Raw genomic sequence first — 25,530 nt, 5'->3', positions numbered from 1 at the left:
GCATGAACGGACCTTTGGTCTCGTGCAGATTGCATGTATTGTCGGGGCCTTTCCTGCACTGCTGCGCCGAGCCCATGACTCCCGAGACACTCGAACTGCTGGTCACCCGCGAAATGCCCTATGGCAAGTACCAGGGCCGGCTGATCGCCGACCTGCCCGGCCACTACCTCAACTGGTTCGCCCGCCAGGGCTTTCCCAAGGGCGAACTGGGCGGGCTGCTGGCGCTGATGCACGAGGTCGACCACAACGGCCTGGCCGACCTGCTCGAACCGCTGCGTAAGAAGCACCCGCGCCCACGCCCCTGATCAGACCTTGGCCGGCTCCAGTGCCAGCTCGGCCACGTCCCTGCGCTTGAGCACCGCGTACACCACAGCGGTCAGCAGGCTGCCGGCGGCGATGGCCAGCAGGTACAGCAGGGCGTGGTTGATCGCGTTCGGAATCAGCATCACGAACAGCCCGCCGTGGGGTGACATCAGCTTGCAACCGAAATACATCGACAGCGCGCCGGCCAGTGCGCCGCCGACCACGCTGGCGGGGATCACCCGCAGCGGGTCCTTGGCCGCGAACGGGATCGCCCCCTCCGAAATGAAGCACATGCCCAGCACCAGCGCCGCCTTGCCGGCCTCGCGCTCGCTCTGGGCGAACTTGCGTCGCGCCAGGAAGGTGGCGATGCCCAGGCCGATCGGCGGCACCATGCCGGCGGCCATGGTCGCAGCCATCGGCGCCATGCTCTGGTTGGCCAGCAGGCCCACCGAGAAGGCATAGGCGGCCTTGTTCACCGGCCCGCCCAGGTCCACGCACATCATGGCGCCGAGCAGTATGCCCAGCAGCACCGCGTTGGCAGTGCCCATGCTGTCGAGAAAATGCGTCAGGCCGTCGAGCATGCCGGCCACCGGCTTGCCCACCACGTAGATCATCACCAGGCCGGTGAACAGGCTGGCCAGCAGCGGGATGATCAGGATCGGCTTGAGACTCTCCAGGCTGCTGGGCAGGCGGACCCAGTGGCTGATCGCCTTGGCCGCGTAGCCGGCCACGAAGCCTGCGACGATGCCGCCGATGAAGCCGGCGCCCAGCGAACTGGCGAGCAGCCCGCCGATCATGCCCGGCGCCAGGCCCGGGCGGTCGGCAATCGAATAGGCGATGTAGCCGGCCAGCAGCGGCACCATCAGCTTGAATGCGGCGTCTTCGCCGATCTGGCGCAGGGCGGCGGCCAGGGTGCCCGGCTCCTTGTAGGCATCGAGCCCGAACATGTATGCCAGGGCGATCAGCAACCCGCCTGCCACCACCATCGGCAACATGAACGACACCCCGGTCAGCAGGTGCTTGTACACCCCAGCCCTTTCACTGCGTGCAGGTGCGGCGCCGGCGCTGCCGGCGGCACGCTCTTCGCGACCTTCGGCCAGCGCCTTGTTCAAGGTGGCCTGGGCCTGCTTGAGGGCCACGCCGGTGCCACAGCGGTAGATGCGCTTGCCGGCGAAGCGCTCGGTGGGCACTTCGATATCGGCGGCCAGCAGTACCACGTCGGCTTCGGCGATGGCCGCGGCGCTCAGCGGGGTGCGTGCCCCCACCGAGCCCTGGGTTTCGACGGCCAGTTGATAACCCAGTTGCCGCGCCGCCTGCTGCAAGGCTTCGGCGGCCATGAAGGTGTGCGCCACCCCGGTGGGGCAGGCAGTGACCGCAACGATCTTCTTCACCGCCCCCGCTGCGGCCGGCGCAGGCGCCACGGCTTCGGGGTGGTGCACCTGGGCCTGTTCGGCGGCCAGGCGCAGAAAGCTCTCCACATCCTGCAGGGCCTGGGCCGGGGTGCTCTGGAACAGGCGCTTGCCGGCAAAGCGCTGCAGGTCTAACGGGCCGGTGCTGATCACCAGCACCCAGTCGGCGGCGGCGATCACTGCCGGCGAAAGCTGGCGCTCGGGATGGTCGGGGTCGTGCACCTCGACACTGGTGCTCCAGCCCTGGCGCTGCGCGGCCGCATCCAGCAGGCGAGCGCTGAGCAGGCTGGACACCTGGCCGTTGGGGCAGGCGGTGACGATGGCGATCTTCATTGTTCACCCTCTTGTCGAGCGTGGGGAATCTGCACCCGGACGGCATCTTCGAGCTGCGCCAGTTGCACGCGGTCGCCGATGCCGAAGCCGATCTGGGTCACGGCCTGGGCGGCAATCGCGGTGGCGCGGCGCAAGGTCTGCGCGGCAGGCTCGGCATTGAGCAGGCCGTGCAGCATGCCGGCCAGCAACGAATCGCCCGCGCCCACCGTGCTGGCCACCACCACCTGGGGCGGCAGCGCCTGCAGGGCGCCGTCGCGCCGGAACCAGATCACCCCCTGCTCGCCCTGGGACACCACCACATGCTCGACGCCCTGGTCGATCAACTGGCGGGCAGCGGCCTGCTGCTCGGCAATGCTGTGCAGCGGGCGGCCCAGCGCTTCGGCCAGTTCGTCGGTATTGGGCTTGACCAGCCACGGTGCGCTCTTGAGCCCGGCGATCAAGGCCGCACCACTGCTGTCCAGGATCACCTTCAGGCCCAGCGACTTGAACCACGCCAGCAGCATCTGCAGCCACTGCGGGCTCACACCCGGCGGCAGGCTGCCGGCCACCACCACCGCGTCATGCCCGCTGGCCAGGTGCTGCAGGCGCGCCAGCAGCTCGCCCTGGGCGTGTTCGTCGACCTGCGGGCCCACGCCGTTGATATCGGTGACCCGGCCATCGCCCTCCACCAGCTTGAGGTTGCTGCGGGTTTCGCCGGGCACCCGCACGAAGCAATCGGCAAAGCCGCGACGGGCCATCAGGGCCTCGAAGGGCTGCAGGTTGTCCTGGCCCAGGAAGCCGCCCACCGTCACCGAATGCCCCAGGTCGGCCAGCACCTGCGCCACGTTCAGGCCCTTGCCCGCCGCGTGGCTGTGCTGCGCGTGGCTGCGGTTGACCGCGCCGGGCTGCAGGGTGGCGAGGCTGACGGTAAGGTCCAGCGCCGGGTTGAGGGTCAGTGTGAGTATCCGTGCCATCAATGCATCTCCACCCGTGCGCGCACATCGGCGGCACTGCCCTGCACCAGCGCATCACGCGCCAGTTGCCGGGCCTGTTCAAAATTCAGTTCGCGCACCACCGCCTTGACCTCGGCAATGCTGCGCGCCGCCACGCTCAGTTCATCCACGCCCAGCCCCACCAGCACCGCCACCGCCTGAGGGTCGGCGGCCAGTTCCCCGCAGATGCCCACCCACTTGCCGTGGGCATGCGCGGCGCGCACGGTGATGTCGATAAGCTGCAGCACCGCCGGGTGCAGGCCATCGGCCTGGGCCGACAGGCTCGGGTGGCCGCGGTCGATGGCCAGGGTGTACTGGGTCAGGTCGTTGGTGCCGACACTGAAGAAGTCCACCTCCGGCGCCAGCACCGGTGCCAGCAGCGCGGCCGAAGGCACCTCGATCATGATGCCCACCTGCAGGTCGCCGACCGGTATCTCCTGGCGCAGGCGCTCGACCATTGCTCGGGCCTGGCGCCACTCCTCCACCTGCCCGACCATCGGGAACATGATGCGCAGCGGTCGCTCGCCCGCCGCGCGCAACAGGGCGCGCAACTGGCTTTCCATGACCTGCGGCCGTTGCAGGGTCAGGCGAATGCCGCGTACCCCCAGAAACGGGTTTTCCTCCTTGGCGATGGGCCAGTAGGGCAACGGCTTGTCGCCGCCCACATCCAGGGTGCGCACCACCAGCGGCCGGCCCTGCAGGCCGTCGAGCACACGGCGGTACTCGGCTTCCTGGGTGGCCTCGTCGGGCACCTGTGGATGGGCCATGAAGATCAGCTCGGTGCGCAGCAGGCCGATGCCTTCCGCGCCCAGGTCGATCACCTGTTCGATACCCGCGCTTTCACCGATGTTGGCGAACACTTCCACGGCATGCCCGTCGCGGGTCACGGCAGGTTCCAGGCGACGCGCCCGGGCCGCCTGCAGGCGCTGTTCGCGCTGCTCGCGCTCGGCCAGGGCGCGCTGCAGCTCGTCCGCCGCCGGGGCCACGGTCAGGCGCCCACGCTGGCCGTCCAGCAACAGCTCGGTGCCGGCGGCGATCAGCAGCACCGCCGCGCCGGCCCCCACCACCGCCGGGATGCCCAATGCCCGCGCCACGATCGCGCTGTGCGCGGTGGCGCCACCGCGTGCGGTGAGAATCCCGGCCACCCGCGCCGGATCGAGGCGCGCCACATCGGACGGGCCGACTTCGTCCATCACCAGCACATAGGGCTGTTGCGGCTCCGCCACCTCGGCGGCCCCGCACAGGGTGGCCAGCACACGGCGGCCCACGTCGCGCAGGTCGGCGGCGCGTTCGGCCAGCAGGGCGTCGTGCAAGGCCTCCTGCTGCCGCGCTGCGGCCTCGATCACGGTCATCCAGGCCGCTGGGGCGCTTTCGCCCTGGAGCAGGCGCAGCTCGACTTCATCGCCCAGCCCCGGGTCGCTGAGCATTTCCTGGTGAGTGACGAAGATCTCGCGGATGGCCTTGGCCGGGCTGCGCCGGATCAGCGCTTCGAGCTCACTGGCCACCGCGGCCAGGGCACGTTGCAGGCGGTCGCGCTCGATCACCGGCGACTCGCCCCGCAGCGGGTAGTCGAAATGGCGCAGCACCTGCACATGCGCCGGGCCGCAGGCGATGCCCGGCGATGCGGCTACGCCCTGGACCTGCGTGCCCGGCAGCGGCGCGCTCAGCACCGGCTCGAGCACCTGGGGCGCCGCTACCTCGCTCACCGGTGCCAGCGCCTCGACCGCTTCGCCCAGGCCGGCCTGCACCGCCGCCAGCAACGCCGGCAGCGCGCTGTCGGCCACGCTCGGCTCGGCGATGAACTCCAGTACCTGGCCACGGCGTGCGCCCAGGCTCAACAACTTGCTCAGGCTCTTGACCGACACGGCGGCCTCGCCGCTGTCGACCACGCGCACGCGCACCTCGCCCTCGAAGGCCTTGGCAAGTTGCGCCAGCTCCTTGGCCGGGCGCGCATGCAGGCCGTGGGCATTGGCCAGGCCGACGCGAACGCTGGGCCAGTCGGCCGGCAGCTCGCCGCCCAGCACCTCCAGCACCGCACGGCTGCTGGTAGCGCGAAACAGCTCCTGCGCCCGACCTTCGATCAGCAGGGTACACAGGCGTTCGAGCAGGGCCTGGTGCGCCGCGCCCAGGCTGGCCAGGCAGAACAGGCCGTTGAGCGGCTGGCCCAGGTAGCGCAGCGGCTGCTGCGGGGTGACGAACGCCAGGCCCGGCTTGCGCACGGTCTGCTCGCTGTGCAGCCACCACAGGCCATCGCCCAGGGGCAGCGCCTCGACCTGCTGCAGCACGGCGGCAAAGCCATTGCCGGCGCAATCGGCGCGGCGCAGCAGGCGGGCGCCACGCCATACCAGCTCTTCGAAATCCTCGGCGGGCACACCCAAGCCGATCATCTGTGCATCCAGTGCCAGCTCCTGCGGCGCCCCCTGCAGCAGTTTGAGCAACGCCTCGGCGCTGCCGGCCCGGCGCAGCGCCTGGGCCAGGTCGGTCTCGCCCAGCGCGCGGGTGAGCAATTGCAGCAGGCGCAGGTGCTCGTCGGAGCGCGCGGCGATGCCGATGGCCAGGTACACGATCTGCCCGTCGCCCCAGTCCACGCCCTCGGGGAACTGCAACAGGCGCACGCCGGTGGCATGCACCAGCTCGCGGGTCTGCGGGGTACCGTGGGGGATGGCGATGCCCTGGCCGAGAAAGGTCGAGCCCTGCGCTTCACGCGCCTGCAGCCCGGCCAGGTAGCCCTCGGCCACCAGCCCGTCGGCCACCAGGCGCTCGGCCAGCAGCTGCAGCGCGGCGGTCTTGTCCACGGCCGACTGGCCCATGGAAATCTGCTCTATGGTGAGCTCGAGCATGAACCTCTCCTTTGCAGCGCCGGGCCGGCGCCGAGGTATTGTTGTGAATTTAGCAGCACCCGACACTTCGCAGGGCCGGGCGCAGGCGAAGGCCACGGCAGAAAAATCGCCTGCTGAATCGTTTAACCTAGAATAGCGTGCACGTTACTCGATAACCTGCGAACAATGAAAGCCCCATTTTGTCGGACAATTGCGACAATGGTCGTCTGCGCCGATGCTTCGCAATCGGCGACAATACCCGGTCAGGCTCTGCAGCCAACCCCGGTAATAACAAGGAAAATTCGGTGAAACTCAGCGATATCGCCCGTCTGGCCGGTGTGTCCGTTACCACTGCCAGTTATGTCATCAATGGCAAGGCCGAACAGCAACGCATCAGCAGCAGCACGGTAGAGCGTGTGCGTGCGGTGGTCGAGGCCCATGGCTTCACGCCCAACCCGCAAGCGGCAGGGCTGCGCAGCCGTCACACGCGCACCCTTGGCTTCATCCTGCCAGACCTGGAAAACCCCAGCTATGCGCGCATCGCCAAGCAACTGGAACAAGGCGCAAGGGCCCAGGGCTACCAGTTGCTGATCGCCAGCAGCGACGACCAGTCCGACAGCGAGCGCCAGTTGCAGCAGCTGTTTCGCGCACGGCGCTGCGACGCTCTGTTCGTCGCCAGCTGCCTGCCCGAAGACGACGACAGCTACCGCACGCTGCAGGCCAACGGCCTGCCGATCATCGGCATCGACCGCAGCCTGGACCCGGCGCAGTTCTGCTCGGTGGTCAGCGACGACGAGCATGCCTGCCTGCACCTGACCCGCAGCCTGCTCGAAAGCGCCCCGGCGCATATCGCACTGATTGGCGCACGCCCGGAGCTGAGCGTCAGCCGCGCTCGCGCACGTGGTTTCGACCAGGCCCTGCAAGGCTTCGACGGACGGGCCAGCCAGCACCAGGGCGAAGCCTTCAGCCGCGAGTGCGGGCGCCGCCTGATGAGCGAGCTGCTGGCCGACCTGGGGCGCCTGCCCGACGCACTGGTGACCACCTCCTATGTACTGCTGCAAGGCGTGTTCGATGTGCTGCAGACCCGCCCGCCAGCATCGCGCAGCCTGCACCTGGGCACCTTCGGTGACAACCAGTTGCTGGACTTCCTGCCCCTGCCGGTCAACGCCATGGCCCAGCAGCACGGCCTGATGGCCGAAACCGCCCTGCGCCTGGCGCTGGAGGCGGTGGAGAAGCAGCACTACACGCCGGGTGTGCACGCAGTGGCGCGCACCTTCAAGCAACGCCTCTTCAAGGCCTGACCATGCGCCTGGTAGACACCCACACCCACCTGGACTTCCCCGACTTCGATGCCGACCGCAGCGAAGTGCTGGGGCAGGCGCGCCGCGCCGGGGTCGAGCGCATGGTGGTGCTGGGGGTGTACCAGGACAACTGGCAGCGGGTATGGGAGCTGGTCAAGAGCGATCCGCAGCTGTATGCGGCGTTCGGCCTGCACCCGGTGTACCTGGAACAGCATCGCCCGGAACACCTGCTGGCGCTGGGCGACTGGCTGAGCCGCCTGCGTGGCGACCGGCAGCTGTGCGCGGTGGGCGAGTTCGGCCTGGACTACTACGTGGCCGAGCTGGACCGCGAGCGCCAGCAGGCGCTGTTCGAGGCCCAGTTGCAGCTGGCGGTGGACTTCGACCTGCCGGCGCTGCTGCATGTACGGCGCAGCCATGCCGACGTGATCGCCCGGCTCAAGCGCTTCAAGCTGGCGCGTGGCGGCATCGTGCATGCGTTTGCCGGCAGCTACGAGGAGGCCCGCGAGTACCGCCGCCTCGGGTTCAGGCTGGGGCTGGGCGGGGCGGCCACCTGGCCCCAGGCGCTGCGCCTGCGCAAGGTGCTGCCGCGCCTGGGGCTGGACGGCGTGGTGCTGGAGACCGACTCGCCGGACATGGCCCCGGCGATGTACGCCGGGGTGCGCAACAGCCCTGTGCACCTGCCGCAGATTGCCGTGGCACTGGCTGAGGTGATGGGGGTTGCGCCCCAGGTGCTGGCCGAAGCCAGCACGCGCAATGCCTGCGAGCTGTTTGGCTGGTAATACCGGCCCTGCGCCTTGCCGGCGAAGGGCCCAGCCCTCGCTCAGACCCTGAACGCCCCGATCAACTGCTTCAACTCCATCACCTGCGCCGACAGCTGCCGGCTCGCATCTTCGGTCTGGTGCGCGCCCTCGGTGGTGTGCTCGGCCGCGCGGTTGATCTGCACGATGTTCAGGTCGATGTCATGCGCCACCGCCGTCTGCTGCTCCACCGCCGCCGCAATCTGCTGGTTCTGCTCCACGATGCTGCCCATCGCCCCCAGAATGTTGACCAGCGCCTGCTGCACCTGCTGCGACTGCCCCACGGTGCCCGCCGCCATCTGGTGACTGCTGTCCATCGCCCGCACCGCCGCCTCCACCCCGCCCTGCAGGCGTGAGATCATCTGGTCGATTTCCTCGGTCGACTGCTGCGTGCGCTTGGCCAGCGTGCGTACCTCGTCGGCCACCACCGCGAAGCCACGCCCCTGCTCCCCGGCCCGCGCCGCCTCGATGGCGGCGTTGAGCGCCAGCAGGTTGGTCTGCCCGGCGATGCTCTTGATCACCTCCAGCACCTGGCTGATCTGCTGGCTGTCGCTGACCAGCTGGTTGATCACCCCCACCGACTGGTCGATTTCGGCCGCCAGCCCGGCAATGCTGCCCTGCTGCGACTCCACCAGCTCGCGCCCGCTGACCGTCTCGCGGTTGACCCCGTGGGCGCTGTTCACGGCTGCCGCAGCGCTGCGCGCCACTTCCTGGGCAGTGGCCGACATCTGGTTCATGGCCGTGGCCACCTGCTCGATCTGCCCGCGCTGGCCGCTCACCGCCTGGTTGCTGCGCGCCGATACCGCATGCACCTGCTCGGCCTGGTGTTCCACCTCGGCCACCGTCTGCCCGACCCGCTCGATCAGGTCATGGATGCGCCGCACCGTGGTGTTGAACACCTCGCCCAGCTCGCCCAGCTCGTCGCGACTGCGGGCCTGGAAGGTCACCGTCATGTCGCCCCCGGCCACCTTGTCCATCACCTTGCCCAGGGTACGCAGGGTGCTGCGGGTGGAGGCATAGAAGCCGCCATACAGGTAGCCGATCAGCATGAACACTGCCGCCAGGGCCAGCACCAGCAGCACCATGTGCTGGCGGTAGTCGCCCAGGCGCGCCTGCAACTGCTGTTCGAGTACCTGCAGGGTGGCGCCATTGAGCAGGTAGGTCTGCTCGATCAGGCCGCTGACCTGCTGGTAGAACGCCGGCCACGGCGCATCGAGGGTATCGGCCATCACCACCTGGTCTTCGAGCAGCTCGCTGGCCTGCTTGAGCGACGCCTGGCTGCTGGCGGCCTGGCTGGCCAGCCGCGGCTCGTCGCCCAGGGCGTCCTGCAGGCGAATGGCGTAGTCGGCCGACAGCTTGTCGAGGCTTTTGAGCAGTTCTTCGAAACGGGTACTGGCCGATGAGTTGAGAAACCCCTGGCCCAGCGAGTAAGCCCCGATTGCCCGGCCTTCACCCAGGGTCTGGGTGACCTGGGCGGTGACCGTGGTCAGCAGCTCGCCCATCTGGCGCACGCCGGCATCGCTGTCCTGGCCAAGGCCCGACTGGCTGACCACCAGCTTGCCAAGCAGTTGCGCCTGCGCCAGCAGGGCGTCGTACAGGGCTGCACGGGTCTGCAACGAGGAGTCGGCCCGCGCCGCCTCGAGCCCTGCCAGCAACTCGTCGCGCCGGGCGGTGAAGGCCTGCACCTGGGCCGGGTCCTCGGTCATCGGGGCCAGCGCGGCCACGCGCTTTGCCACCTGCTGTTCCAGCGCATCGATGCGCGCCTCCAGGTCGTCGGCCTTGCCGGACTGCCCCAGCACCGCGTTGATCTGCACCAGGTTGCCCAGGCTCTCCAGATCACCGCGCACGGCCAGAGTCTCGCTCAGCAGGCCGAGGCTGTGCAGCTCCACACGGGTGGCGTGGAACTTGGCATAGGCGTCGCGCACCAGATAGAAATTGGTGACCAGCATGGGCAGAAAGAACAGCACGCTGATCAGGCTGAACTTCATGCCGAAGCTCAGCCGGTTCATCAATGCGATTGCCGGATACAAGAGGCGCTTCAAGGGTCGTCTCCTTTCGATTTCTTATTGTTTTCTGCGCAATAGCACTAGGCCACTGGCGATCGTCAGCAGCCTCTGTATAGCGCATATCGAAGGGAAGTTTTGTAACTTAAGGTTAACCACCAGTCGCGGCGGCCTGTAGGAACGAGCCGCCGTTGCGGCAGCCCGTTTACACGTTGTGAGTCAGCCGAGCACGGTCCACAGGGCAAAGCCCGCGTACCAGAGCACTGCGGCACGCAGCAGCAGTTCCCACAGGCTGTCGAGCCCGGTCAGGCCTTGCGGGCCGGCCTCGACGTCGGCGGAAATCTCCGCCGCTGCCGTGCCCGCCTGCTCCACCAGGCGCGGCGCGCCGATGTGCCAGTTGAGCAGTTCGTGCAGCATCATGCGGCTGACCGCCACAAAGTTGCCCACCAGTGCAAAACTGGCGGCCAGTACCCGCACCGGCGCCCAGTCGAAGGCGTGGCGCAACTGCCGGGCGCGTTCCTGTACCGCCGGGTTGCCGGCCCGCTCGCCCGTCAGCGCCAGCAGCCGGTAAGCCAGCGCTGCAGCCGGGCCCAGCAGCACATACCAGAAGATCACCGCAAAGAAGCTCTGGTAAGCCTGCCACAGCAGGTGCCCCTGCACCTTCTGGATCAGGCCCTGGCTGTCGTCGGCCGTCACCCCCAGGTCGCGCTCGGCCACGTGCACGGCCGCCTGTTCATCGCCGCGTCGCCAGGCATCGCGAAACGGCCCCAGCGCCGCCTTCACATCGCCCCGGCCCAGGCTGTAGATCAGCACCAGCAGGTGCACCGGCAGGGCCAGCAGGCCATAGGCGACCGGGTCGAGCACGTGCAGCAGCAGCGCCAGTACCACTACTGGCAACAGCACCAGAATGCCCAGCACCCACCAGGGGTCGGCCTTGGGCCTGCGCTCCAGGCGGGCCAGTTCGGTGAGAAAAAAGCCGTCGCGTTGCAGGCGCTGGCGCAGCGCCGAGAACTTCTCGACCCACAGCACCAGCAGTAACACCAGAAAACTCATGATCTGTCCTCGTTGACGTGCAGGCTGGCGCGATAGCGTTCCCAGTCGAACGCCGGCCCCGGGTCGGTCTTGCGCCCCGGCGCAATGTCGCTGTGGCCGCGGATTCGCCCCGCGATGGGCCAGGCAGCCTGCAGTTGCAGGGTCAAGTGTTGCAGGGCAGTGTACTGGGCGTCTGTGAACGGCGTCTGATCGGTGCCTTCGAGTTCGATGCCCACGGAAAAGTCGTTGCAGCCCTCGCGGCCCTCGAAGCGCGATACCCCGGCATGCCAGGCCCGGTCCAGGCACGAGACGAACTGGGTAACCCTGCCGTCACGCTCGATCAGAAAGTGCGCCGATACACGCAGGTCCTTGATCTGCTCGAAAAACGCATGCTCGGCGATGGGCAGGCGGTTCTGGAAGAACGCCTGCACCTTGCCGGTGCCGAACTGCCCGGGCGGCAGGCTGATGTTGTGGATCACCAGCAGGCTGATGGCTTCGCCCTCGGGGCGCGCGTTGAAGTTGGGGGAAGGGCAATGGGTGACGCCAGCGACCCAGCCAGTAGCGTGGTCAAGTTGCATAGAAGATCCTGAAGCATGAGGGCTCTGGCGCAGTATGCCCCGAGGAATCGAAGGTTGTATCGTTAAAAAGTGCGGGCGCTCAGGGTTGACGCTGGCGCAGTTGGCTGACCACCGAACCCAGTGCACGTTCGAACAGCTGGGTGGCATCGAGCAGGCGTACCTGGCCCTGGCTCAACGCCGCGGCAAGCCCCTGCTGCGACCATTCGCGCAGCTTGCGCCCGGTACGGTCGACGAACACATAGGTGTGGGTGCTGTCGATGATCGCGATCAGCTTGCCGCGCACCGGCTCGTCATCCTCGTCGCGCAGCTCGATCCAGGCCCCCGGGCGCAGGTCGCGCACCTGGTGCAGCGCCGGGTCGTCGTCGGGCAGGCTGGAGCACAGCCCGCCCGCCGCCACCGACTCCGGCCCCAGCAGCACGATGCGATCACGCACCAGCACCCGCTCGATACGCGCCTGGCCAGGGTGCCCTGCCCCTTCCACAGCCTGCAGGTGCAGCGCTTCGAGCTGGGCGAAGAACTCGCTGGTGGCAAAGGGGTCGTAGGCAACCCGGGTCAACCCCTCGCGCAGGGCCTTGAGCAGGCCCGGCACCTGCTCCAGCAGCCGTGCACGGTCGTCGCCTGTGTGTGACTCGACGCTCCAGAGCAACAGGTCCATGTTGGCCAGCGCGTCCTGCCACTGGGTCGAACCCCGCCCATGCTTGAGGCAGGCCAGCAGCAGCACCTGGCTCCAGGCCTGCTCGATCACCCGTACCACGCCTTGCGGCAGGCACTTGCCGAGCAGGCGCAGGTTGAGTTCGCTTTCAACCTGCTGGCGCGCCAGCACGGTGCGTGCCCGGCCCTCTTCGGCATCGCGGGTGCGCTGTTCGAGCAACTCGGTACGGCGGCGCTCATCGGCACTGAAAGCAAGGAACTCGGCCAGCAGCTCGGCGAAGATCTGCGGGTCGTCGGCAAAATCGGTGAGCAGGCGCTGCACGATGGCCTCGACCCGCAGGTACAGCTCGTCGCGCTGCACGTCATCACGCGCGCCCCAGCCCATCGCCACTGCGGCAATCTCGTCGAGCAGACGGCGCGCCGGGTGGGTGGCGCGGCTGAAGAAGCTCTTGTCGAGCAGCGCCACCTTGAGCATCGGGATCTGCAGGCGTGCGATCAACTGGCGCAGCGAATGCGGCAGGTTGCGATCGCCGAGGATGAAGTCGAAGAGCATGGCGATCAGGTTGATCACATCCTCATCGATCACCTCGACCCTGCGGTACTTGCCACTTTGCACGCTGGCCCGGGTCAGCAGCTGCTCCAGCTGGTGGCGCAGGTCGAAGTCCTGCACCTCCCCCGCTGCCGGCACGAACTGCTGCAGGTGCGAGAGCAGGCGCAGCAGATCCTGCCTGCTGATCGGCTGCACCCGGTCATAGGGCTCCAGGCGCGGGGCCACCCGACCGCGCACCGGGGACAACAGCACCTGCAGCGAGGCGAAGGCAGCCTGCGCCCCGGCATCGGCCATCAGCGGGGCTGGCTTGACCTCCGGATCGCCGGCCGGGTGCGCCGGTTCGGCCGCCGGGGTGCGCCAGCCCGGCGCGCTCTTGAGGTCGGGCAGGATCCCGGTGGCGCTCAACAGCTGGTTGGCTTCGCCGTACAACTGGCCGACGTCGCACAGCACGTAACGCTCGAACAGCTTGAGCAGTATCAGCTTGACCTTGATGCCCACGCCCAGGCTGCGCCCGGCCTGCAGAAAGTACTCGCACAGCAGCGCCGGCCCCAGCGGGTTGGCGCGATCGTCCAGGCGCTGGCTGATCAGGCTGTTCATGCGCAGGGTCAGTTGGCCGAGGGCGAAGCCGTCACGCGTGGCCACGCGGGCCACCATCGTCTCCACGGCCTGGGCCCGCTCACGCGCATCGTCGGCCATCAGCGCCTGCCTGTCGTAGCCACGGCGCGCCAACGGCGCGGTCGGGTCGTTGCCGGCAATATCGATGAAGGCGTCATAGAACAGGTCGAGGAAGGCACGCTCGATGCTCTTGCGCTTGAGGCGAAGGTCGCGCATCGCTTCGAAGAACAGGCTGCGGTCATGGTTGTCGGCGGCCGTGTCGGCCATTTCGAAGAGCGTGTCGTCGGCGTTGTCGAACAGCCCCTGCAGCGCCTGGCGCAGGTGCTGCGCTGCCTTGTCGCGCACTTGCAGCAGGATGACCGGCAGACGAGCGAACGGCGTGCGTGACGCCTGATCGGTGGCCGCCTTGAACGGCACCACCTTCCCGTCATTGGGCATCCCGGTCTCCTTGCTGGGTTGGCTACGAAGTGGATTGAATGGCTGTCAAAGTCATGACGCCAATTACAAGGCGCGCATTATCTGGCAAAAACGCGCGGCCTGCCAGCGAACTGTGCAGTACGTTTCGGCCAGCCTGTGGATAGACCGCCATGGGGCGCAAATGCTCATTTGCTGCGACCAAAGGCGGATTGCTGCACGCCCGCCCCGGGCTGCCCTATAATCGCGGCCACCTAGCTTGTGGAGCCCACCATGCCGAATCTACGCCTCGCCGACCTGACCGCCGAAATCGAAGCCAACGTGCGCCGTGCGTTGCTCGAGGATGTCGGCAACGGCGACATCACCGCCCAGCTGATTCCTGCCGAGCGCCTGGCCAAGGCCACCATCATTACCCGCGACGACTGCGTGATCAGCGGCACGGCCTGGGTGGACGCGGTGTTTCGTCAGCTCGACCCGCGGGTGGCGGTGCACTGGCAGGTCAAGGACGGCGACCGGGCCACGGCCAATCAGGCACTGTTCCACCTGGAAGGGCCGGCCCGCTCGCTGCTGACCGGCGAGCGCAGCGCGCTGAACTTTTTGCAGCTGCTGTCGGGGGTGGCCACCCATGCGCGGCACCTGGCAGACCTGGTGACCGATACCCAGGTCAAGCTGCTGGATACGCGCAAGACCCTGCCGGGCCTGCGCCTGGCGCAGAAGTACGCAGTGACCTGCGGCGGCTGCCACAATCATCGCATCGGCCTGTACGACGCGTTTCTGATCAAGGAAAACCACATTGCCGCCAGCGGCGGGATTGCCGAAGCGATCGCTGCGGCGCGCCGCATTGCGCCGGGCAAACCGGTGGAAATCGAGGTGGAGAGCCTGGATGAACTGCAGCAGGCGCTGGAGGCCGGGGCCGACATCGTCATGCTCGACGAGCTGAACCTGGACGAAATGCGCGAGGCGGTGCGCCTCAATGCCGGCAAGGCCAAGCTGGAAGCCAGCGGCGGGATCAGCGAAAGCACGTTGCGCGCAATTGCCGAGACGGGGGTGGACTACATCTCGATCGGGGCAATGACCAAGGATGTGAAGGCAGTGGACCTGTCGATGCGCCTGAGCCTTTGAAAGCATCGCGGGTCAAGCCCGCTCCCACAAGGACAGCAGTGATCCCTGTGGGAGCGGGCTTGACCCGCGAAGGGCTGCGAAGCAGCCCCAACAGTCCTCAGAACGAAGCGTTCTGCAGGCCGTCCAGGTAACGCTCGACATCCAGTGCCGCCATGCAGCCGGCACCGGCCGAGGTGATTGCCTGGCGATACACGTGGTCGGCCACGTCGCCGGCGGCGAATACGCCCTCGATGCTGGTGGCGGTGGCATTGCCGTCACGCCCGCCGTTGACCACCATGTAGCCATCCTTGAGCGCCAGCTGGCCTTCGAACAGCGAGGTGTTGGGGGTGTGACCGATGGCGATGAACACGCCGTCGACCTTCACTTCATCGAAGCTGCCGTCGTTGTTCTTCAGGCGCGCACCGGTCACACCCATGTTGTCGCCCAGCACTTCGTCCAGGGTGGCGTTGAGCTTGAGCTCGATCTTGCCTTCGGCCACGCGGGCGTGCAGCTTGTCGATCAGGATCTTCTCGGCGCGGAAGGTCTCGCGGCGGTGCACCAGGGTCACCTTGCTGGCGATGTTGGCCAGGTACAGGGCTTCCTCGACGGCAGTGTTGCCACCACCGACCACGGCCACCGGCTTGTTGCGGTAGAAGAACCCGTCACAGGTCGCGCAGGCCGAAACGCCCTTGCCCATGAACGCCTCTTCCGACGGCAGGCCCAGGTAGCGCGCGCTGGCGCCGGTGGCGATGATCAGTGCGTCGCAGGTGTAAGTGGCGCTGTCGCCCTTGAGGGTGAACGGCTTGTTGGCCAGGTCCACGGCGTTGATGTGGTCGAATACCACTTCGGTCTCGAAACGCTCGGCATGCTCCTGCATGCGCTGCATCAGCGCAGGGCCGGTCAGGCCATGTGCATCGCCCGGCCAGTTGTCGACTTCGGTGGTGGTGGTCAGCTGGCCGCCAGCCTGCATGCCGGTGATCAGCAGCGGCTTGAGGTTGGCACGGGCCGCGTACACGGCGGCGCTGTAACCGGCAGGGCCGGAACCGAGAATGATCACTCGCGAATGACGAACTTCAGACATGAAACGCTCCTGTCGAGCTGGCGAGCCAGCCACATGACGCCGGGGGCACCGGCTGGAATAAAAAAGAACCCGCGAAGCACTTGGGGAAGGCTTTTGGCCGCAGGTTCTGGAAACCGTGAAATTGGTGCGACTGTAACGAGGAGGCAGAGATTAAGGAAATATCCTTAGACAATCCACCTTATAGACGACCTCTATTCACCTGCCGAGCACCGGCCGCTTTGCCTATTAAATGATCGACAGGGTTTTGTTACCGGGGGTTGCGCGCATTTCGCCGCGCTTTCGCCCAGGCGTCAAACTCGGTAAGGTCGGCGCGTTTACCACCGCTCGGAGCCTTTTATGCAAGCCCCTGTCCTGTCTGGCCCCCAATACCTGCGCGAGGGCCTGAAACTGGTCCTGAGCCCGGGCCTGCGCCTGTTCGTACTGCTGCCGCTGGCGGTCAACCTGCTGCTGTTCGTGGGCCTGATCTATTTTGCCGGTCACCAGTTCAGCCTGTGGGTGGACTCGCTGATCCCGACCCTGCCGGGCTGGCTGAGCTTTCTCAACTATGTGCTGTGGCCGCTGTTCGTGGTGCTGGTGGTGCTGATGGTGTTCTTCACCTTCACCATGCTGGCCAACATCATCGCGGCACCGTTCAACGGTTTTCTGGCCGAAAAGGTCGAGGTGGTGGTACGTGGCACCGACCCGTTCCCGGCCTTCAGCTGGGGCGAACTGGCGGCCATGGTGCCGCGCACCCTGAGCCGCGAACTGCGCAAGCTGGGCTACTTCGTGCCGCGCGCCCTGGCGCTGTTCATCCTGTCGTGGATCCCGGTGGTCAACATCGTGGCCGCACCGCTGTGGCTGCTGTTCGGTGTCTGGATGATGGCCATCCAGTACATCGACTACCCGGCAGACAACAACAAGATGAGCTGGCAGGACATGCTCGCCTGGCTGCGTGCCAAGCGCTGGCAGAGCCTGGGCTTTGGCGGCTCGGTGTACCTGGTGCTGCTGATCCCGTTCGTGAACATCGTGATGATGCCTGCCGCCATCGCCGGTGCCACGCTGTTCTGGGTACGCGAACGCGGCTGACGGTTGCCGGGGCGACGGTGGCGACGGTGCAAGGCCGCCGCCACCGCGCCGTCAGGGCGCCAGCTGGTTGGAGAACTGGCCGACCGCGTCCACCACCTTCTGCGCCCCGTCCTGAATCTCGACGATCACCGTACCGGTCTGCCCGGCCAGCGACAGGCCCTCTTCGGCCTGGCGCTTGCTGTTGTCGATGATGTCGACCGCCGCCTTGGCCAACTGGGCGTTCTGCTGCACCACCCGGGCGATTTCCTCGGTGGCGGTGCTGGTGCGCGAGGCCAGTTGCCGCACCTCGTCGGCCACCACCGCAAAACCCCGGCCCTGCTCGCCGGCACGCGCGGCTTCGATGGCCGCATTGAGCGCCAGCAGGTTGGTCTGCCCGGCAATGTCGCTGATGGTCTTGATGATCGAACCGATCACCTGGGACTGCTTGTCCAGCGCCTCGATGCCGTCGGCGGCCTGCTGCATGTACGTCTCCAGGCCACGCATGACCTCGACCGTCTGAGTCACCACCTCGGTGGCGCGACGTGCACTGGAGTCGGTGTCCAGGGACGTGGTGTAGGCGATGTCGGCGGCGTGGGCCACCGCCGCTTCCTGGTTGACCTGGTCGGTGATCACGGTGGCGAACTTGACCACCTTGTACAGCACGTCATGGGCGTCGATGATCGGGTTGTACGACGCCTCCAGCCAGACCACGCGGCCATGGGCATCGATGCGCTTGAAGCGCTCGGCCACGAACTCGCCACGGCGCAGTTTTTCCCAGAACTGCTGGTAATGCGCCGAGTTGTACTCTTCCGGCTCGCAGAACATGCGGTGGTGCTTGCCGCGCACCTGCTCCAGGGAATAGCCCATGGTCTTGAGGAAGCGGTCGTTGGCAGCCAGCACCTCGCCATTGAGGTTGAACTCGATCACTGCCGTGGAGCGCATCAGGGCCTTGATCAGGCTCTCGTGCTCGCGTGACGTCTCGATGGTGCGGGTCAGGTCGCTGGAGTGCAGGGTGAAGTAGCGCAGGCGCCCGTCACTGCCCTTGACCGGCTGCAGGATCGAGCGCAGCCAGGCTTCCTCGCCGTTGCCGCGCAGCAGGCGAAACGCGCCGTTGAGGTGCTCGCCGCGGTTGATCGCCTGTTTCATGCGCTGGTAGAAATCCAGCGGCTTCACATGCGCCGGCACGATCTCTTCGATGTTGCGGCCCAGCAGCTGCTGGCTGCTGTAGCGCATCTCTTTCTCGAAGTTGCCGTTGACCGCTTCGATGCGGCCCTGGGGGTCCAGTTGCAGCACCAGCATCTCGCTGTCCAGGCTGCACTTGACCTGCTCCATGGTCATCAGCTCTTCGCGCAGCCTGGCATTTTCTTGTTTCAGTTTGCTGTTGAACATCACCGCTCCTGGAGCGAAAGTCTCATTCGAATGCAACTTCATCGGCTGGCGATGCGGCATTCTTGAGGCGCTGGCCAAGCTTATTTTCACAGCGCAAAAGCGCCAATGATCGGGCGTCATGTATCCGTCATTTTGCTGTCATCCGGGCGCAATCGGCACCTCGGAAAATCCTCCCATGACCAGTCCCGCCGCCCTGCACATAACCCTTGTCAGCGAAACCTTCCCACCCGAAATCAATGGCGTGGCCAACACCCTTGGCCGCCTGCACGAAGGCCTGCGCCTGCGCGGCCACCGGGTGGAGCTGGTGCGCCCGCGCCAGGCCGGCGATGCCGCCGGCCCTGCGCAGGCCGACCTGCTGTTGTGCCGTGGCTGGCCCCTGCCCGGCTACCCCGGCCTGCAGTGGGGGCAGGTGTCGATGCACAAGCTGCTGCGCCGCTGGCGCCGCGACCGCCCGGACGTGCTGTACATCGCCACCGAGGGGCCACTGGGCCTGAGTGCACTGCGGGCGGCGCGGCGCCTGGGCATCGCGGTGGTCAGCGGCTTTCACACCAACTTCCAGCAGTACTCCGGCCAGTACGGCTTCGGCCTGCTCACGCGGCTGGTCACCCGTTACCTGCGCGGCTTCCACCATCGCTGCCACAGCACCCTGGTGCCCAGCGTCAGCCAGCGCCTGGAGCTGCAGCGGCGCGGCTTCGAACGCCTGACCCTGCTGTCGCGCGGGGTCGACAGCAGCCTGTTCAACCCGGCCCGGCGCCGCCAGAGCTTGCGCGACCAGTGGGGCCTTGGGCCCGACGACATCGCCCTGCTGCATGTGGGGCGCCTGGCCACCGAGAAGAACCTGGGCCTGCTCGGCCAGTGCCTGGACGCCCTGCGCAAGGCCTACCCCCTGCGCAACCTGCGCCTGATCGTGGTGGGGGACGGCCCGCAGCGCGGCGCACTCGAGCAGCAGTTGCCAGGTGCCGTGTTCTGCGGGGTACAGCGCGGCGAATGCCTGGCCGAACACTACGCCTCGGGGGATATCTTCCTGTTCCCGAGCCTGACCGAAACCTTCGGCAACGTAGTGCTGGAGGCGCTGGCCTCCGGCCTTGGGGTGGTGGCCTACGACGAGGCCGCAGCAGCCCAGCACATTCGTCATGGGCACAGTGGCGCACTGGCCATGCCGGGGGATGCAGAGGCCTTCATCGATGCCGCCAGCTGGCTGCTGGAAGACAGCGAGACCTTGCGCCGGGTGCGCCTCAATGCCCGCCAGCATGCCAGCCGCCAGGGCTGGCCGGCCATCGTCGAACAGTTCGAGGCGCACCTGCGCGGCGCCTGCGAACAGGCTCCGGCACCGTCTCAGCGCCGCGTCGATGCGGCGCTGCTGGTCAAGCCAGGCTCGTCAGCGCCTCGCGGCTGAACGGCAGGATGTCCTGCTCGCGCCCCTCACGCACCTTGGCTGCCCACTGGGCATCCACCAGCAAGGCACGCCCTACGGCCACCAGGTCGAACTCCTGGTCGTCCAGGCGCTGCAGCAGTTTCTCCAGGCTGGCCGGTTGCGCCACCTTGTCGGTGTCGACCATGAACTGCAGAAACTCCCCATCCAGGCCCACGCTGCCCACGGTGATGGTGGGCTTGCCGGTGAGCAGGCGGGTCCAGCCAGCCAGGTTCAGGTCCGAGCCTTCGAACTCAGGCTCCCAGAAGCGGCGCGTGGAGCAGTGGAAGATATCCACGCCGGCGTCGGCCAGCGGGCGCAGGAACTCGCCCAGCGCCTCGGCGTTGTCGACCAGGCGGGCGCTGTAGTCCTGCTGCTTCCATTGCGAGAAGCGCAGGATGATCGGAAAGTCCGGGCCTACGGCGGCGCGTACCGCCTGCACCAGCTCGATGGCAAAGCGCGAGCGGCCGGCCAGGTCGCCGCCGTACTCATCGCTGCGCTGGTTGCTCGTGGCCCAGAAGAACTGGTCGATCAGGTAGCCGTGTGCGCCGTGGATCTCGACGCCATCCATGCCGATGGCCTTGGCATCGCGGGCAGCCTGGGCGAACGCCTCGATCACGTCGCGGATGTCGGCATGACTCATGCCGTGCACCACCACCTGGCCATCCTTGAGTTTTTCGCTGGGGCCGTAACCCGGCACGCTGGCGTCCGGCTCGGTACCCAGGCGGCGCACGCTGCCCACGTGCCACAGTTGCGGCACGATCCTGCCGCCTTCGGCGTGCACGGCATCGACGACCTTCTTCCAGCCCGCCAGGGCATCTTCACCATGAAAGCGCGGCACGTTGGGGTAACCGTTGGCGGCCGGGTGGTCGACGGTAGTGCCTTCGGTGATGATCAGGCCGACATCGGCAGCGGCGCGGCGGCGGTAATACTCGACCACCTGCGCATGAGGCACACCGCCGGGGCAGAAGGTTCGGGTCATCGGTGCCATGACCACACGGGTCGGCAGCTCGAGGGCGCCCAGCTTGAAGGGGGTGAACAGGGCTTGAGCAGGCATTCGGCGCTCCTGGGAAAGGGATGGCGCCTGAGCATAGGGCGGGATTGTCGCTGCCCCCAGTACTATTGATAGCGGTGATCGGGGTGGATTTTTCGCCGGCAAGGCCGGCTCCTGCATACGACGGTGCATCCATTGCAGGAGCCGGCCTTGCCGGCGAAGGGGCACGTCAGGCCAAGGCTTTCTCGATAGCCTGCACCACCGTGGCATCATCCGGCGCAGTACGCGGCGCAAAGCGCGCCAGCACGCGGCCGTCCTTGCCTACCAGAAACTTCTCGAAGTTCCAGGTGATATCCCCCGGGAACTCGGCGCCTTCACCGGCCAGCAGGCGGTACAGCTGATGCCGCTCCGGGCCGTTGACCTCCAGCTTGCTGCCCAGCGGGAAACTCACCCCGTAGTTCAGGCTGCAGAACTGGGCGATCTCCTGCTCGCTGCCCGGCTCCTGCCCGGCAAACTGGTTGCACGGCAGGCCCAGCACGCTGAAGCCCTTGTCCTTGTAATGCTGGTAGAGATTCTCCAGCGCCGCATATTGCGGGGTCAGGCCACATTTGGAGGCGACATTGACCACCAGCACCACCTGCCCCTTGAACGGCGCCAATGGCAACTCCTGGCCATCCAGCGCCTGCAATTTCAGGTCGTGAAATGCACTCATGACGTACTCCCCTTTCCAGTTCCCGGCCAGTTACCGGCATCGGTCCCGGCTGGCGCAACAAATGCTGCCCACTAAAAAAGCGCCCGGCCAAGCCGTCTGCCTCCTGGGAGAACACGACAGACTTGCCCGGGCGCCTTAGCGACCTTCTGAGCTTAGCGCAGAAATCAGTGCTGATGGCCACCTTCGCCATGCACGTGACCATGGGCGATTTCTTCTTCGCTGGCATCACGCACGGCAACGACCTTGACCTTGAAGTTCAGGCGCTGGCCAGCCAGTGGGTGGTTGCCGTCGACGGTCACGTCGTCGCCGTCCAGGTCACGGATGGTCACGATCTGCATCTGGCCATCAGGCGCGGACGCGTGGAACTGCATGCCCACTTCCAGCTCGTCGACACCTTCGAACATGCTGCGGTTCAGGGTGCTGACCAGTTCGGCCAGGTATTCGCCATAGGCGTCTTCCGGCTCGATGGCAACGTCCAGCTCGGCGCCGGTATCCTTGCCTTCCAGGGCTTTTTCCAGGCCCGGAATGATGTTGCCTGCACCGTGCAGGTAAACCAGCGGCGCGCCGCCGTTGGAGCTATCGATGACCTCACCAGCGTCGTTGGTCAGGGTATAGTCGATGGAGACAGCCTTGTTGGCGGCGATCGGCATGGGGCGAGACCTTTTGCATAAGAATGTAGAACGAACAAGTGTAACCAACGCATCGCCTGAAAGCGAACGCAACCCGGACAAACGGGAAGCCGCTTTTCCCAGCCGGGTGCTGGGTTTTCATCAGGACGAGCATGGCCACTGGGTGGTCGAACTGTCGTGCGGGCATACCCAGCACCTGCGCCACGAACCGCCGTGGCAGTCGCGTGGCTGGGTGCTGGACGCAGACCTGCGCCAGCAACGAATCGGCCAGCCATTTGCCTGCGGCTGGTGCGCTCAGGGGGTCGATAGCGCTACCCTTGGCAATTGATTCTTTTGCAACAGCTCACTTCGAGAAGCTCGCATGCAGACATTTTTCATCGCGCCGACCGACTTTGGTGTCGGCCTGACCTCCATCAGCCTGGGCCTGGTGCGCACCCTGGAACGCGCCGGACTCAAGGTCGGCTTCTTCAAGCCGATCGCCCAGCCCCACCCCGGCGACACCGGCCCGGAACGCTCCACCGAACTGGTCGCCCGCACCCACGGCCTCAAGCCGCCGCAACCGCTGAGCCTGGCGCATGTGGAACGCATGCTCGGCGATGGCCAGCTGGACGAACTGCTCGAAGAGATCATCACCCTGTACCAGCAGGCCTGCATCGGCAAGGACGTGCTGGTGGTCGAGGGCATGGTGCCGACCCGCCATGCCAGCTACGCGGCACGGGTCAACCTGCACCTGGCCAAGAGCCTGGACGCCGAGGTGATCCTGGTGTCGGCGCCGGAAAACGACGTGCTGGCCGAGCTGTCGGGCCGTGTCGAGCTGCAGGCCCAGCTGTTCGGCGGCCCGCGCGACCCCAAGGTGCTGGGCGTGATCCTCAACAAGGTGCGCAGCGACGAACCGATGGACACCTTCGCCAGCCGCCTGCAGGAGCATTCGCCCCTGCTGCGCAGCGGCGAGTTCCGCCTGCTGGGCTGCATCCCGTTCCAGGCCGGGCTCAACGACCCGCGCACCCGCGACGTGGCCGAGCTGCTCGGTGCCCAGGTACTCAACGCCGGCGACTACGAAACCCGGCGCATGAACAAGATCATCATCTGCGCCCGCACCGTGGCCAACACCGTGCCGCTGCTCAAGCCCGGCACGCTGGTGGTGACCCCGGGTGATCGCGACGACATCATCCTGGCCGTCAGCCTGGCGGCGATCAACGGTGTGCCACTGGCCGGCCTGCTGCTGACCAGCGACAGCAAGCCCGACCCGCGTATCCTCGAACTGTGCCAGGGCGCCCTGCTGGCCGGCCTGCCGGTGCTGTCGGTGAGTACCGGCTCCTACGACACCGCCAACCAGCTGAACCAGTTGAACAAGGAAATCCCGGTGGACGACCGCGAGCGTGCGGAGATCATCACCGACTTCGTGGCCAGCCACCTGGATGCCGACTGGCTCAACCAGCGCTGCGGCACCCCGCGCGAGATGCGCCTGTCGCCTGCGGTGTTCCGCTACCAGCTGATCCAGCGAGCCCAGCAGGCCAACAAGCGCATCGTGCTGCCCGAAGGCGCCGAGCCGATGACCGTGCAGGCCGCCGCCATCTGCCAGGCCCGCGGCATCGCCCGCTGCGTGCTGCTGGCCAGGCCCGAGGACGTACAGGCAGTGGCCCGCGCCCAGGGCATCAGCCTGCCCGAGGGGCTGGAGATTCTGGACCCGGACCTGATCCGCGAGCGCTACGTCGAGCCTATGGTCAGCCTGCGCAAGAGCAAGAGCCTGAACGCGCCGATGGCCGAGCAGCAGCTCGAAGACCCGGTGGTGATCGGCACCATGATGCTGGCCCTGGACGAGGTCGACGGCCTGGTCTCGGGCCTGGTGCACTCCACCGCCAACACCATCCGCCCGGCCCTGCAACTGATCAAGACCGCCCCCGGCTGCAGCCTGGTGTCGTCGGTGTTCTTCATGCTGTTCCCCGAGCAGGTGCTGGTGTATGGCGACTGCGTGATGAACCCGCACCCCACTGCCGGCGAGCTGGCCGAAATTGCCCTGCAAAGCGCCGATTCGGCCGAAGCCTTCGGCATTACCCCGCGGGTGGCGATGATCAGCTATTCCAGTGGCGATTCGGCCAGCGGCGAAGAGGTCGAGAAGGTGCGCGAGGCCACCCTGCTGGCCCAGGAAACCCAGCGTGGCCTGCAGATCGATGGGCCGTTGCAGTACGACGCCGCCGCCAACCAGGACATCGCCCGCCAGCTGGCGCCCAACAGCAAGGTGGCCGGACGCGCAACGGTGTTCGTGTTCCCCGACCTGAACACCGGCAACACCACCCACAAGGCCGTGCAGCGCAGCGCCGATTGCGTGAGCCTGGGGCCGATGCTGCAGGGCCTGCGCAAGCCGGTCAACGACCTGCCGCGTGGCGCCCAGGTCGACGACATCGTCTACACCATTGCCCTGACCGCGATTCAGGCCAACCGCTCGCTGGATAACTGACCATGCTCGCTTTTCTGCCCGCGCCCGTGCGCGGAGTCATCGGCTCGCTGCTGCTGGCCGCCAACACCATCCTGTGCTGCACACCGCTGTTCATCGTCAGCCTGTTCAAGCTGTGCCTGCCCTTTGCCGCCGCGCAGCGCGTCACCGACGAACTGATGCGGCACATCCACGAAGCCTGGATCAGCAACAACAAGGGCTGGATGAACCTGGTCGGGCGCACCCGCTGGGACATCGAGGGGCTGGCCGGGCTGGACTACCAGCACAGCTACCTGGTGACCAGCAACCACCAGAGCTGGGTGGACATCATGGTGCTGCAATACGTGCTCAACCGACGCATCCGACCGCTCAAGTTCTTCCTCAAGCAGGTGCTGATCTGGGTGCCGGTGATCGGCCTGGCCTGGTGGGCGCTGGGCTTTCCGTTCATGAAGCGCTACAGCAAGGCCTACCTGGCCAAGCACCCAGAAAAACAGGGCAAGGACCTGCAGACCACGCGCCGTACCTGCGCCAGGTTCCGTGGCAAGCCCACGGCGATCTTCAACTTTGCCGAAGGCACGCGTTTCACCCCCGCCAAGCATGCCGAACAGGGTTCGCCGTTCCGGCACCTGCTCAAACCCAAGGCGGGCGGCATTGCCTTCGTGCTGGATGCGATGGGCGAGCAACTGGAGTCGATCATCAACGTGACGATCCATTACCCGCAGGGCACACCGGGCTTCTGGGACCTGCTGTGCGGGCGAGTGGCGCGGGTGGAGGTGACGTTCGAGGCGCTGGCGATTCCCAAGGAATTCCTGGGACGCAGCTACGACCAGGATGAAGCCTACAGGCTGGCGTTCCAGCAGTGGATCAACCGGTTGTGGGAAGAGAAGGATGAACGGCTGGAGCGGATGCGCCAGCAGTGAGCCCTTCGCCGGCAAGGCCGGCTCCTACAACGGCGTGAG

The 25,530-nt window shown here is 66.8% G+C and carries 21 protein-coding genes; 9 read left to right on the top strand and 12 right to left on the bottom strand.

Annotation, left to right across the window (positions count from 1 at the left end; all coding sequences use genetic code 11):
* Window positions 1-74 precede the first annotated feature (74 nt).
* Complete coding sequence (locus N0B28_RS04425) at window positions 75-305, top strand: DUF3820 family protein (protein WP_043864478.1); 231 nt, start codon at window positions 75-77, stop codon at window positions 303-305.
* Here the strand turns inward: N0B28_RS04425 and N0B28_RS04420 are convergent, their stop codons facing one another.
* From N0B28_RS04420 to ptsP, 3 genes are read right to left on the bottom strand one after another with little or no spacing between them, the layout of a single operon-like run.
* Window positions 306-2,045, bottom strand: coding sequence for a PTS fructose-like transporter subunit IIB (locus tag N0B28_RS04420; protein ID WP_275730565.1), 1,740 nt, complete (start codon window positions 2,043-2,045; stop codon window positions 306-308).
* On the bottom strand, window positions 2,042-2,998 hold the full coding sequence (gene pfkB / locus N0B28_RS04415) for a 1-phosphofructokinase (protein ID WP_104572937.1): 957 nt from the start codon (window positions 2,996-2,998) through the stop codon (window positions 2,042-2,044). Before pfkB ends, N0B28_RS04420 begins: the two co-directional genes overlap by 4 nt.
* Complete coding sequence (ptsP, locus tag N0B28_RS04410) at window positions 2,998-5,856, bottom strand: phosphoenolpyruvate--protein phosphotransferase (RefSeq protein ID WP_100632995.1); 2,859 nt, start codon at window positions 5,854-5,856, stop codon at window positions 2,998-3,000. The genes pfkB and ptsP overlap by 1 nt, the downstream gene beginning before the upstream one ends.
* A 284-nt stretch (window positions 5,857-6,140) precedes the next feature.
* On the opposite strand from ptsP, the gene cra reads away from it, so the two are divergent.
* Together cra and N0B28_RS04400 are read left to right on the top strand one after the other, a co-directional pair.
* The gene (gene cra, locus N0B28_RS04405; RefSeq protein ID WP_275730560.1) at window positions 6,141-7,136 is read left to right on the top strand and encodes a catabolite repressor/activator; all 996 of its coding nucleotides are present in this window, start codon (window positions 6,141-6,143) and stop codon (window positions 7,134-7,136) included.
* A 2-nt stretch (window positions 7,137-7,138) separates the two neighbouring features.
* A complete protein-coding gene (locus tag N0B28_RS04400; RefSeq protein WP_054916281.1) occupies window positions 7,139-7,915 on the top strand; it encodes a TatD family hydrolase in 777 nt (258 codons plus the stop codon).
* Window positions 7,916-7,956: 41 nt separating this feature from the next.
* On the opposite strand, the gene N0B28_RS04395 is transcribed toward N0B28_RS04400, so the two are convergent.
* The 4 genes from N0B28_RS04395 to N0B28_RS04380 all read right to left on the bottom strand — a co-directional run bounded on the left by N0B28_RS04395 (window position 7,957) and on the right by N0B28_RS04380 (window position 13,800).
* Window positions 7,957-9,975 carry a methyl-accepting chemotaxis protein gene (locus N0B28_RS04395; RefSeq protein ID WP_275730556.1) on the bottom strand — a complete coding sequence of 673 codons (2,019 nt, stop codon included), beginning with the start codon at window positions 9,973-9,975 and terminating at the stop codon, window positions 7,957-7,959.
* A gap of 180 nt (window positions 9,976-10,155) precedes the next feature.
* The gene (gene ampE / locus N0B28_RS04390; RefSeq protein ID WP_275730554.1) at window positions 10,156-10,989 is read right to left on the bottom strand and encodes a regulatory signaling modulator protein AmpE; all 834 of its coding nucleotides are present in this window, start codon (window positions 10,987-10,989) and stop codon (window positions 10,156-10,158) included.
* Entirely contained in the window at window positions 10,986-11,546 is a 561-nt protein-coding gene (ampD, locus tag N0B28_RS04385; protein ID WP_043864381.1) for a 1,6-anhydro-N-acetylmuramyl-L-alanine amidase AmpD, read from the bottom strand. The genes ampE and ampD overlap by 4 nt, the downstream gene beginning before the upstream one ends.
* 79 nt (window positions 11,547-11,625) lie before the next feature.
* Window positions 11,626-13,800: a DUF1631 domain-containing protein gene (locus N0B28_RS04380; protein WP_275730551.1), complete on the bottom strand. Its 2,175-nt coding sequence runs from the start codon at window positions 13,798-13,800 to the stop codon at window positions 11,626-11,628.
* A gap of 249 nt (window positions 13,801-14,049) precedes the next feature.
* Between N0B28_RS04380 and nadC the strand changes: the two genes are divergently transcribed.
* On the top strand, window positions 14,050-14,898 hold the full coding sequence (gene nadC, locus N0B28_RS04375; protein WP_043864379.1) for a carboxylating nicotinate-nucleotide diphosphorylase: 849 nt from the start codon (window positions 14,050-14,052) through the stop codon (window positions 14,896-14,898).
* Between the two features lie 97 nt (window positions 14,899-14,995).
* Here nadC and trxB read toward each other — a convergent pair whose 3' ends face one another.
* Window positions 14,996-15,958: a thioredoxin-disulfide reductase gene (trxB, locus tag N0B28_RS04370; protein WP_043864378.1), complete on the bottom strand. Its 963-nt coding sequence runs from the start codon at window positions 15,956-15,958 to the stop codon at window positions 14,996-14,998.
* Between the two features lie 336 nt (window positions 15,959-16,294).
* Here trxB and cysZ point away from each other — a divergent pair, with 336 nt between their 5' ends.
* Entirely contained in the window at window positions 16,295-17,023 is a 729-nt protein-coding gene (gene cysZ / locus N0B28_RS04365) for a sulfate transporter CysZ (protein ID WP_054916276.1), read from the top strand.
* A 51-nt stretch (window positions 17,024-17,074) separates the two neighbouring features.
* Here cysZ and N0B28_RS04360 read toward each other — a convergent pair whose 3' ends face one another.
* Window positions 17,075-18,391, bottom strand: coding sequence for a PAS domain-containing methyl-accepting chemotaxis protein (locus N0B28_RS04360; protein WP_043864376.1), 1,317 nt, complete (start codon window positions 18,389-18,391; stop codon window positions 17,075-17,077).
* A gap of 175 nt (window positions 18,392-18,566) precedes the next feature.
* On the opposite strand from N0B28_RS04360, the gene N0B28_RS04355 reads away from it, so the two are divergent.
* Entirely contained in the window at window positions 18,567-19,787 is a 1,221-nt protein-coding gene (locus N0B28_RS04355; RefSeq protein WP_043864375.1) for a glycosyltransferase family 1 protein, read from the top strand.
* On the opposite strand, the gene N0B28_RS04350 is transcribed toward N0B28_RS04355, so the two are convergent.
* From N0B28_RS04350 to N0B28_RS04340, 3 genes are all read right to left on the bottom strand, one after another.
* Window positions 19,756-20,859 carry an NADH:flavin oxidoreductase gene (locus N0B28_RS04350; protein ID WP_275730545.1) on the bottom strand — a complete coding sequence of 368 codons (1,104 nt, stop codon included), beginning with the start codon at window positions 20,857-20,859 and terminating at the stop codon, window positions 19,756-19,758. The genes N0B28_RS04355 and N0B28_RS04350 overlap by 32 nt on opposite strands.
* A 166-nt stretch (window positions 20,860-21,025) precedes the next feature.
* The gene (locus N0B28_RS04345; protein WP_043864373.1) at window positions 21,026-21,508 is read right to left on the bottom strand and encodes a glutathione peroxidase; all 483 of its coding nucleotides are present in this window, start codon (window positions 21,506-21,508) and stop codon (window positions 21,026-21,028) included.
* Between the two features lie 164 nt (window positions 21,509-21,672).
* Complete coding sequence (locus N0B28_RS04340; RefSeq protein ID WP_043864372.1) at window positions 21,673-22,158, bottom strand: peptidylprolyl isomerase; 486 nt, start codon at window positions 22,156-22,158, stop codon at window positions 21,673-21,675.
* On the opposite strand from N0B28_RS04340, the gene N0B28_RS04335 reads away from it, so the two are divergent.
* From N0B28_RS04335 to N0B28_RS04325, 3 genes are read left to right on the top strand one after another with little or no spacing between them, the layout of a single operon-like run.
* Window positions 22,157-22,465 (top strand): DUF3565 domain-containing protein, encoded by a 309-nt coding sequence (locus tag N0B28_RS04335; protein WP_043864371.1) that lies wholly within the window; start codon window positions 22,157-22,159, stop codon window positions 22,463-22,465. The genes N0B28_RS04340 and N0B28_RS04335 overlap by 2 nt on opposite strands.
* A gap of 33 nt (window positions 22,466-22,498) precedes the next feature.
* A complete protein-coding gene (gene pta / locus N0B28_RS04330; protein ID WP_043864370.1) occupies window positions 22,499-24,595 on the top strand; it encodes a phosphate acetyltransferase in 2,097 nt (698 codons plus the stop codon).
* A 2-nt stretch (window positions 24,596-24,597) separates the two neighbouring features.
* Window positions 24,598-25,491, top strand: coding sequence for an acyltransferase (locus tag N0B28_RS04325; protein WP_054916274.1), 894 nt, complete (start codon window positions 24,598-24,600; stop codon window positions 25,489-25,491).
* The last annotated feature ends 39 nt before the right edge of the window (window positions 25,492-25,530 follow it).

The organism is Pseudomonas sp. SD17-1, assembly GCF_029201585.1.
Classification (GTDB): domain Bacteria; phylum Pseudomonadota; class Gammaproteobacteria; order Pseudomonadales; family Pseudomonadaceae; genus Aquipseudomonas; species Aquipseudomonas palmensis.
This window is presented reverse-complemented; position numbering and strand designations above follow the sequence as displayed.

What these genes read in the sequence shown, in the direction of transcription:
- N0B28_RS04425 (WP_043864478.1), top strand. Translation starts at nt 75, where the DNA reads ATGACTCCCGAGACACTCGAACTGCTGGTCACCCGCGAAATGCCCTAT.
- N0B28_RS04420 (WP_275730565.1), bottom strand. Translation starts at nt 2,045, where the DNA reads ATGAAGATCGCCATCGTCACCGCCTGCCCCAACGGCCAGGTGTCCAGC.
- pfkB (WP_104572937.1), bottom strand. Translation starts at nt 2,998, where the DNA reads ATGGCACGGATACTCACACTGACCCTCAACCCGGCGCTGGACCTTACC.
- ptsP (WP_100632995.1), bottom strand. Translation starts at nt 5,856, where the DNA reads ATGCTCGAGCTCACCATAGAGCAGATTTCCATGGGCCAGTCGGCCGTG.
- N0B28_RS04400 (WP_054916281.1), top strand. Translation starts at nt 7,139, where the DNA reads ATGCGCCTGGTAGACACCCACACCCACCTGGACTTCCCCGACTTCGAT.
- ampE (WP_275730554.1), bottom strand. Translation starts at nt 10,989, where the DNA reads ATGAGTTTTCTGGTGTTACTGCTGGTGCTGTGGGTCGAGAAGTTCTCG.
- ampD (WP_043864381.1), bottom strand. Translation starts at nt 11,546, where the DNA reads ATGCAACTTGACCACGCTACTGGCTGGGTCGCTGGCGTCACCCATTGC.
- N0B28_RS04380 (WP_275730551.1), bottom strand. Translation starts at nt 13,800, where the DNA reads ATGCCCAATGACGGGAAGGTGGTGCCGTTCAAGGCGGCCACCGATCAG.
- nadC (WP_043864379.1), top strand. Translation starts at nt 14,050, where the DNA reads ATGCCGAATCTACGCCTCGCCGACCTGACCGCCGAAATCGAAGCCAAC.
- trxB (WP_043864378.1), bottom strand. Translation starts at nt 15,958, where the DNA reads ATGTCTGAAGTTCGTCATTCGCGAGTGATCATTCTCGGTTCCGGCCCT.
- cysZ (WP_054916276.1), top strand. Translation starts at nt 16,295, where the DNA reads ATGCAAGCCCCTGTCCTGTCTGGCCCCCAATACCTGCGCGAGGGCCTG.
- N0B28_RS04360 (WP_043864376.1), bottom strand. Translation starts at nt 18,391, where the DNA reads ATGTTCAACAGCAAACTGAAACAAGAAAATGCCAGGCTGCGCGAAGAG.
- N0B28_RS04355 (WP_043864375.1), top strand. Translation starts at nt 18,567, where the DNA reads ATGACCAGTCCCGCCGCCCTGCACATAACCCTTGTCAGCGAAACCTTC.
- N0B28_RS04350 (WP_275730545.1), bottom strand. Translation starts at nt 20,859, where the DNA reads ATGCCTGCTCAAGCCCTGTTCACCCCCTTCAAGCTGGGCGCCCTCGAG.
- N0B28_RS04345 (WP_043864373.1), bottom strand. Translation starts at nt 21,508, where the DNA reads ATGAGTGCATTTCACGACCTGAAATTGCAGGCGCTGGATGGCCAGGAG.
- N0B28_RS04335 (WP_043864371.1), top strand. Translation starts at nt 22,157, where the DNA reads ATGGGGCGAGACCTTTTGCATAAGAATGTAGAACGAACAAGTGTAACC.
- N0B28_RS04340 (WP_043864372.1), bottom strand. Translation starts at nt 22,158, where the DNA reads ATGCCGATCGCCGCCAACAAGGCTGTCTCCATCGACTATACCCTGACC.
- pta (WP_043864370.1), top strand. Translation starts at nt 22,499, where the DNA reads ATGCAGACATTTTTCATCGCGCCGACCGACTTTGGTGTCGGCCTGACC.
- N0B28_RS04325 (WP_054916274.1), top strand. Translation starts at nt 24,598, where the DNA reads ATGCTCGCTTTTCTGCCCGCGCCCGTGCGCGGAGTCATCGGCTCGCTG.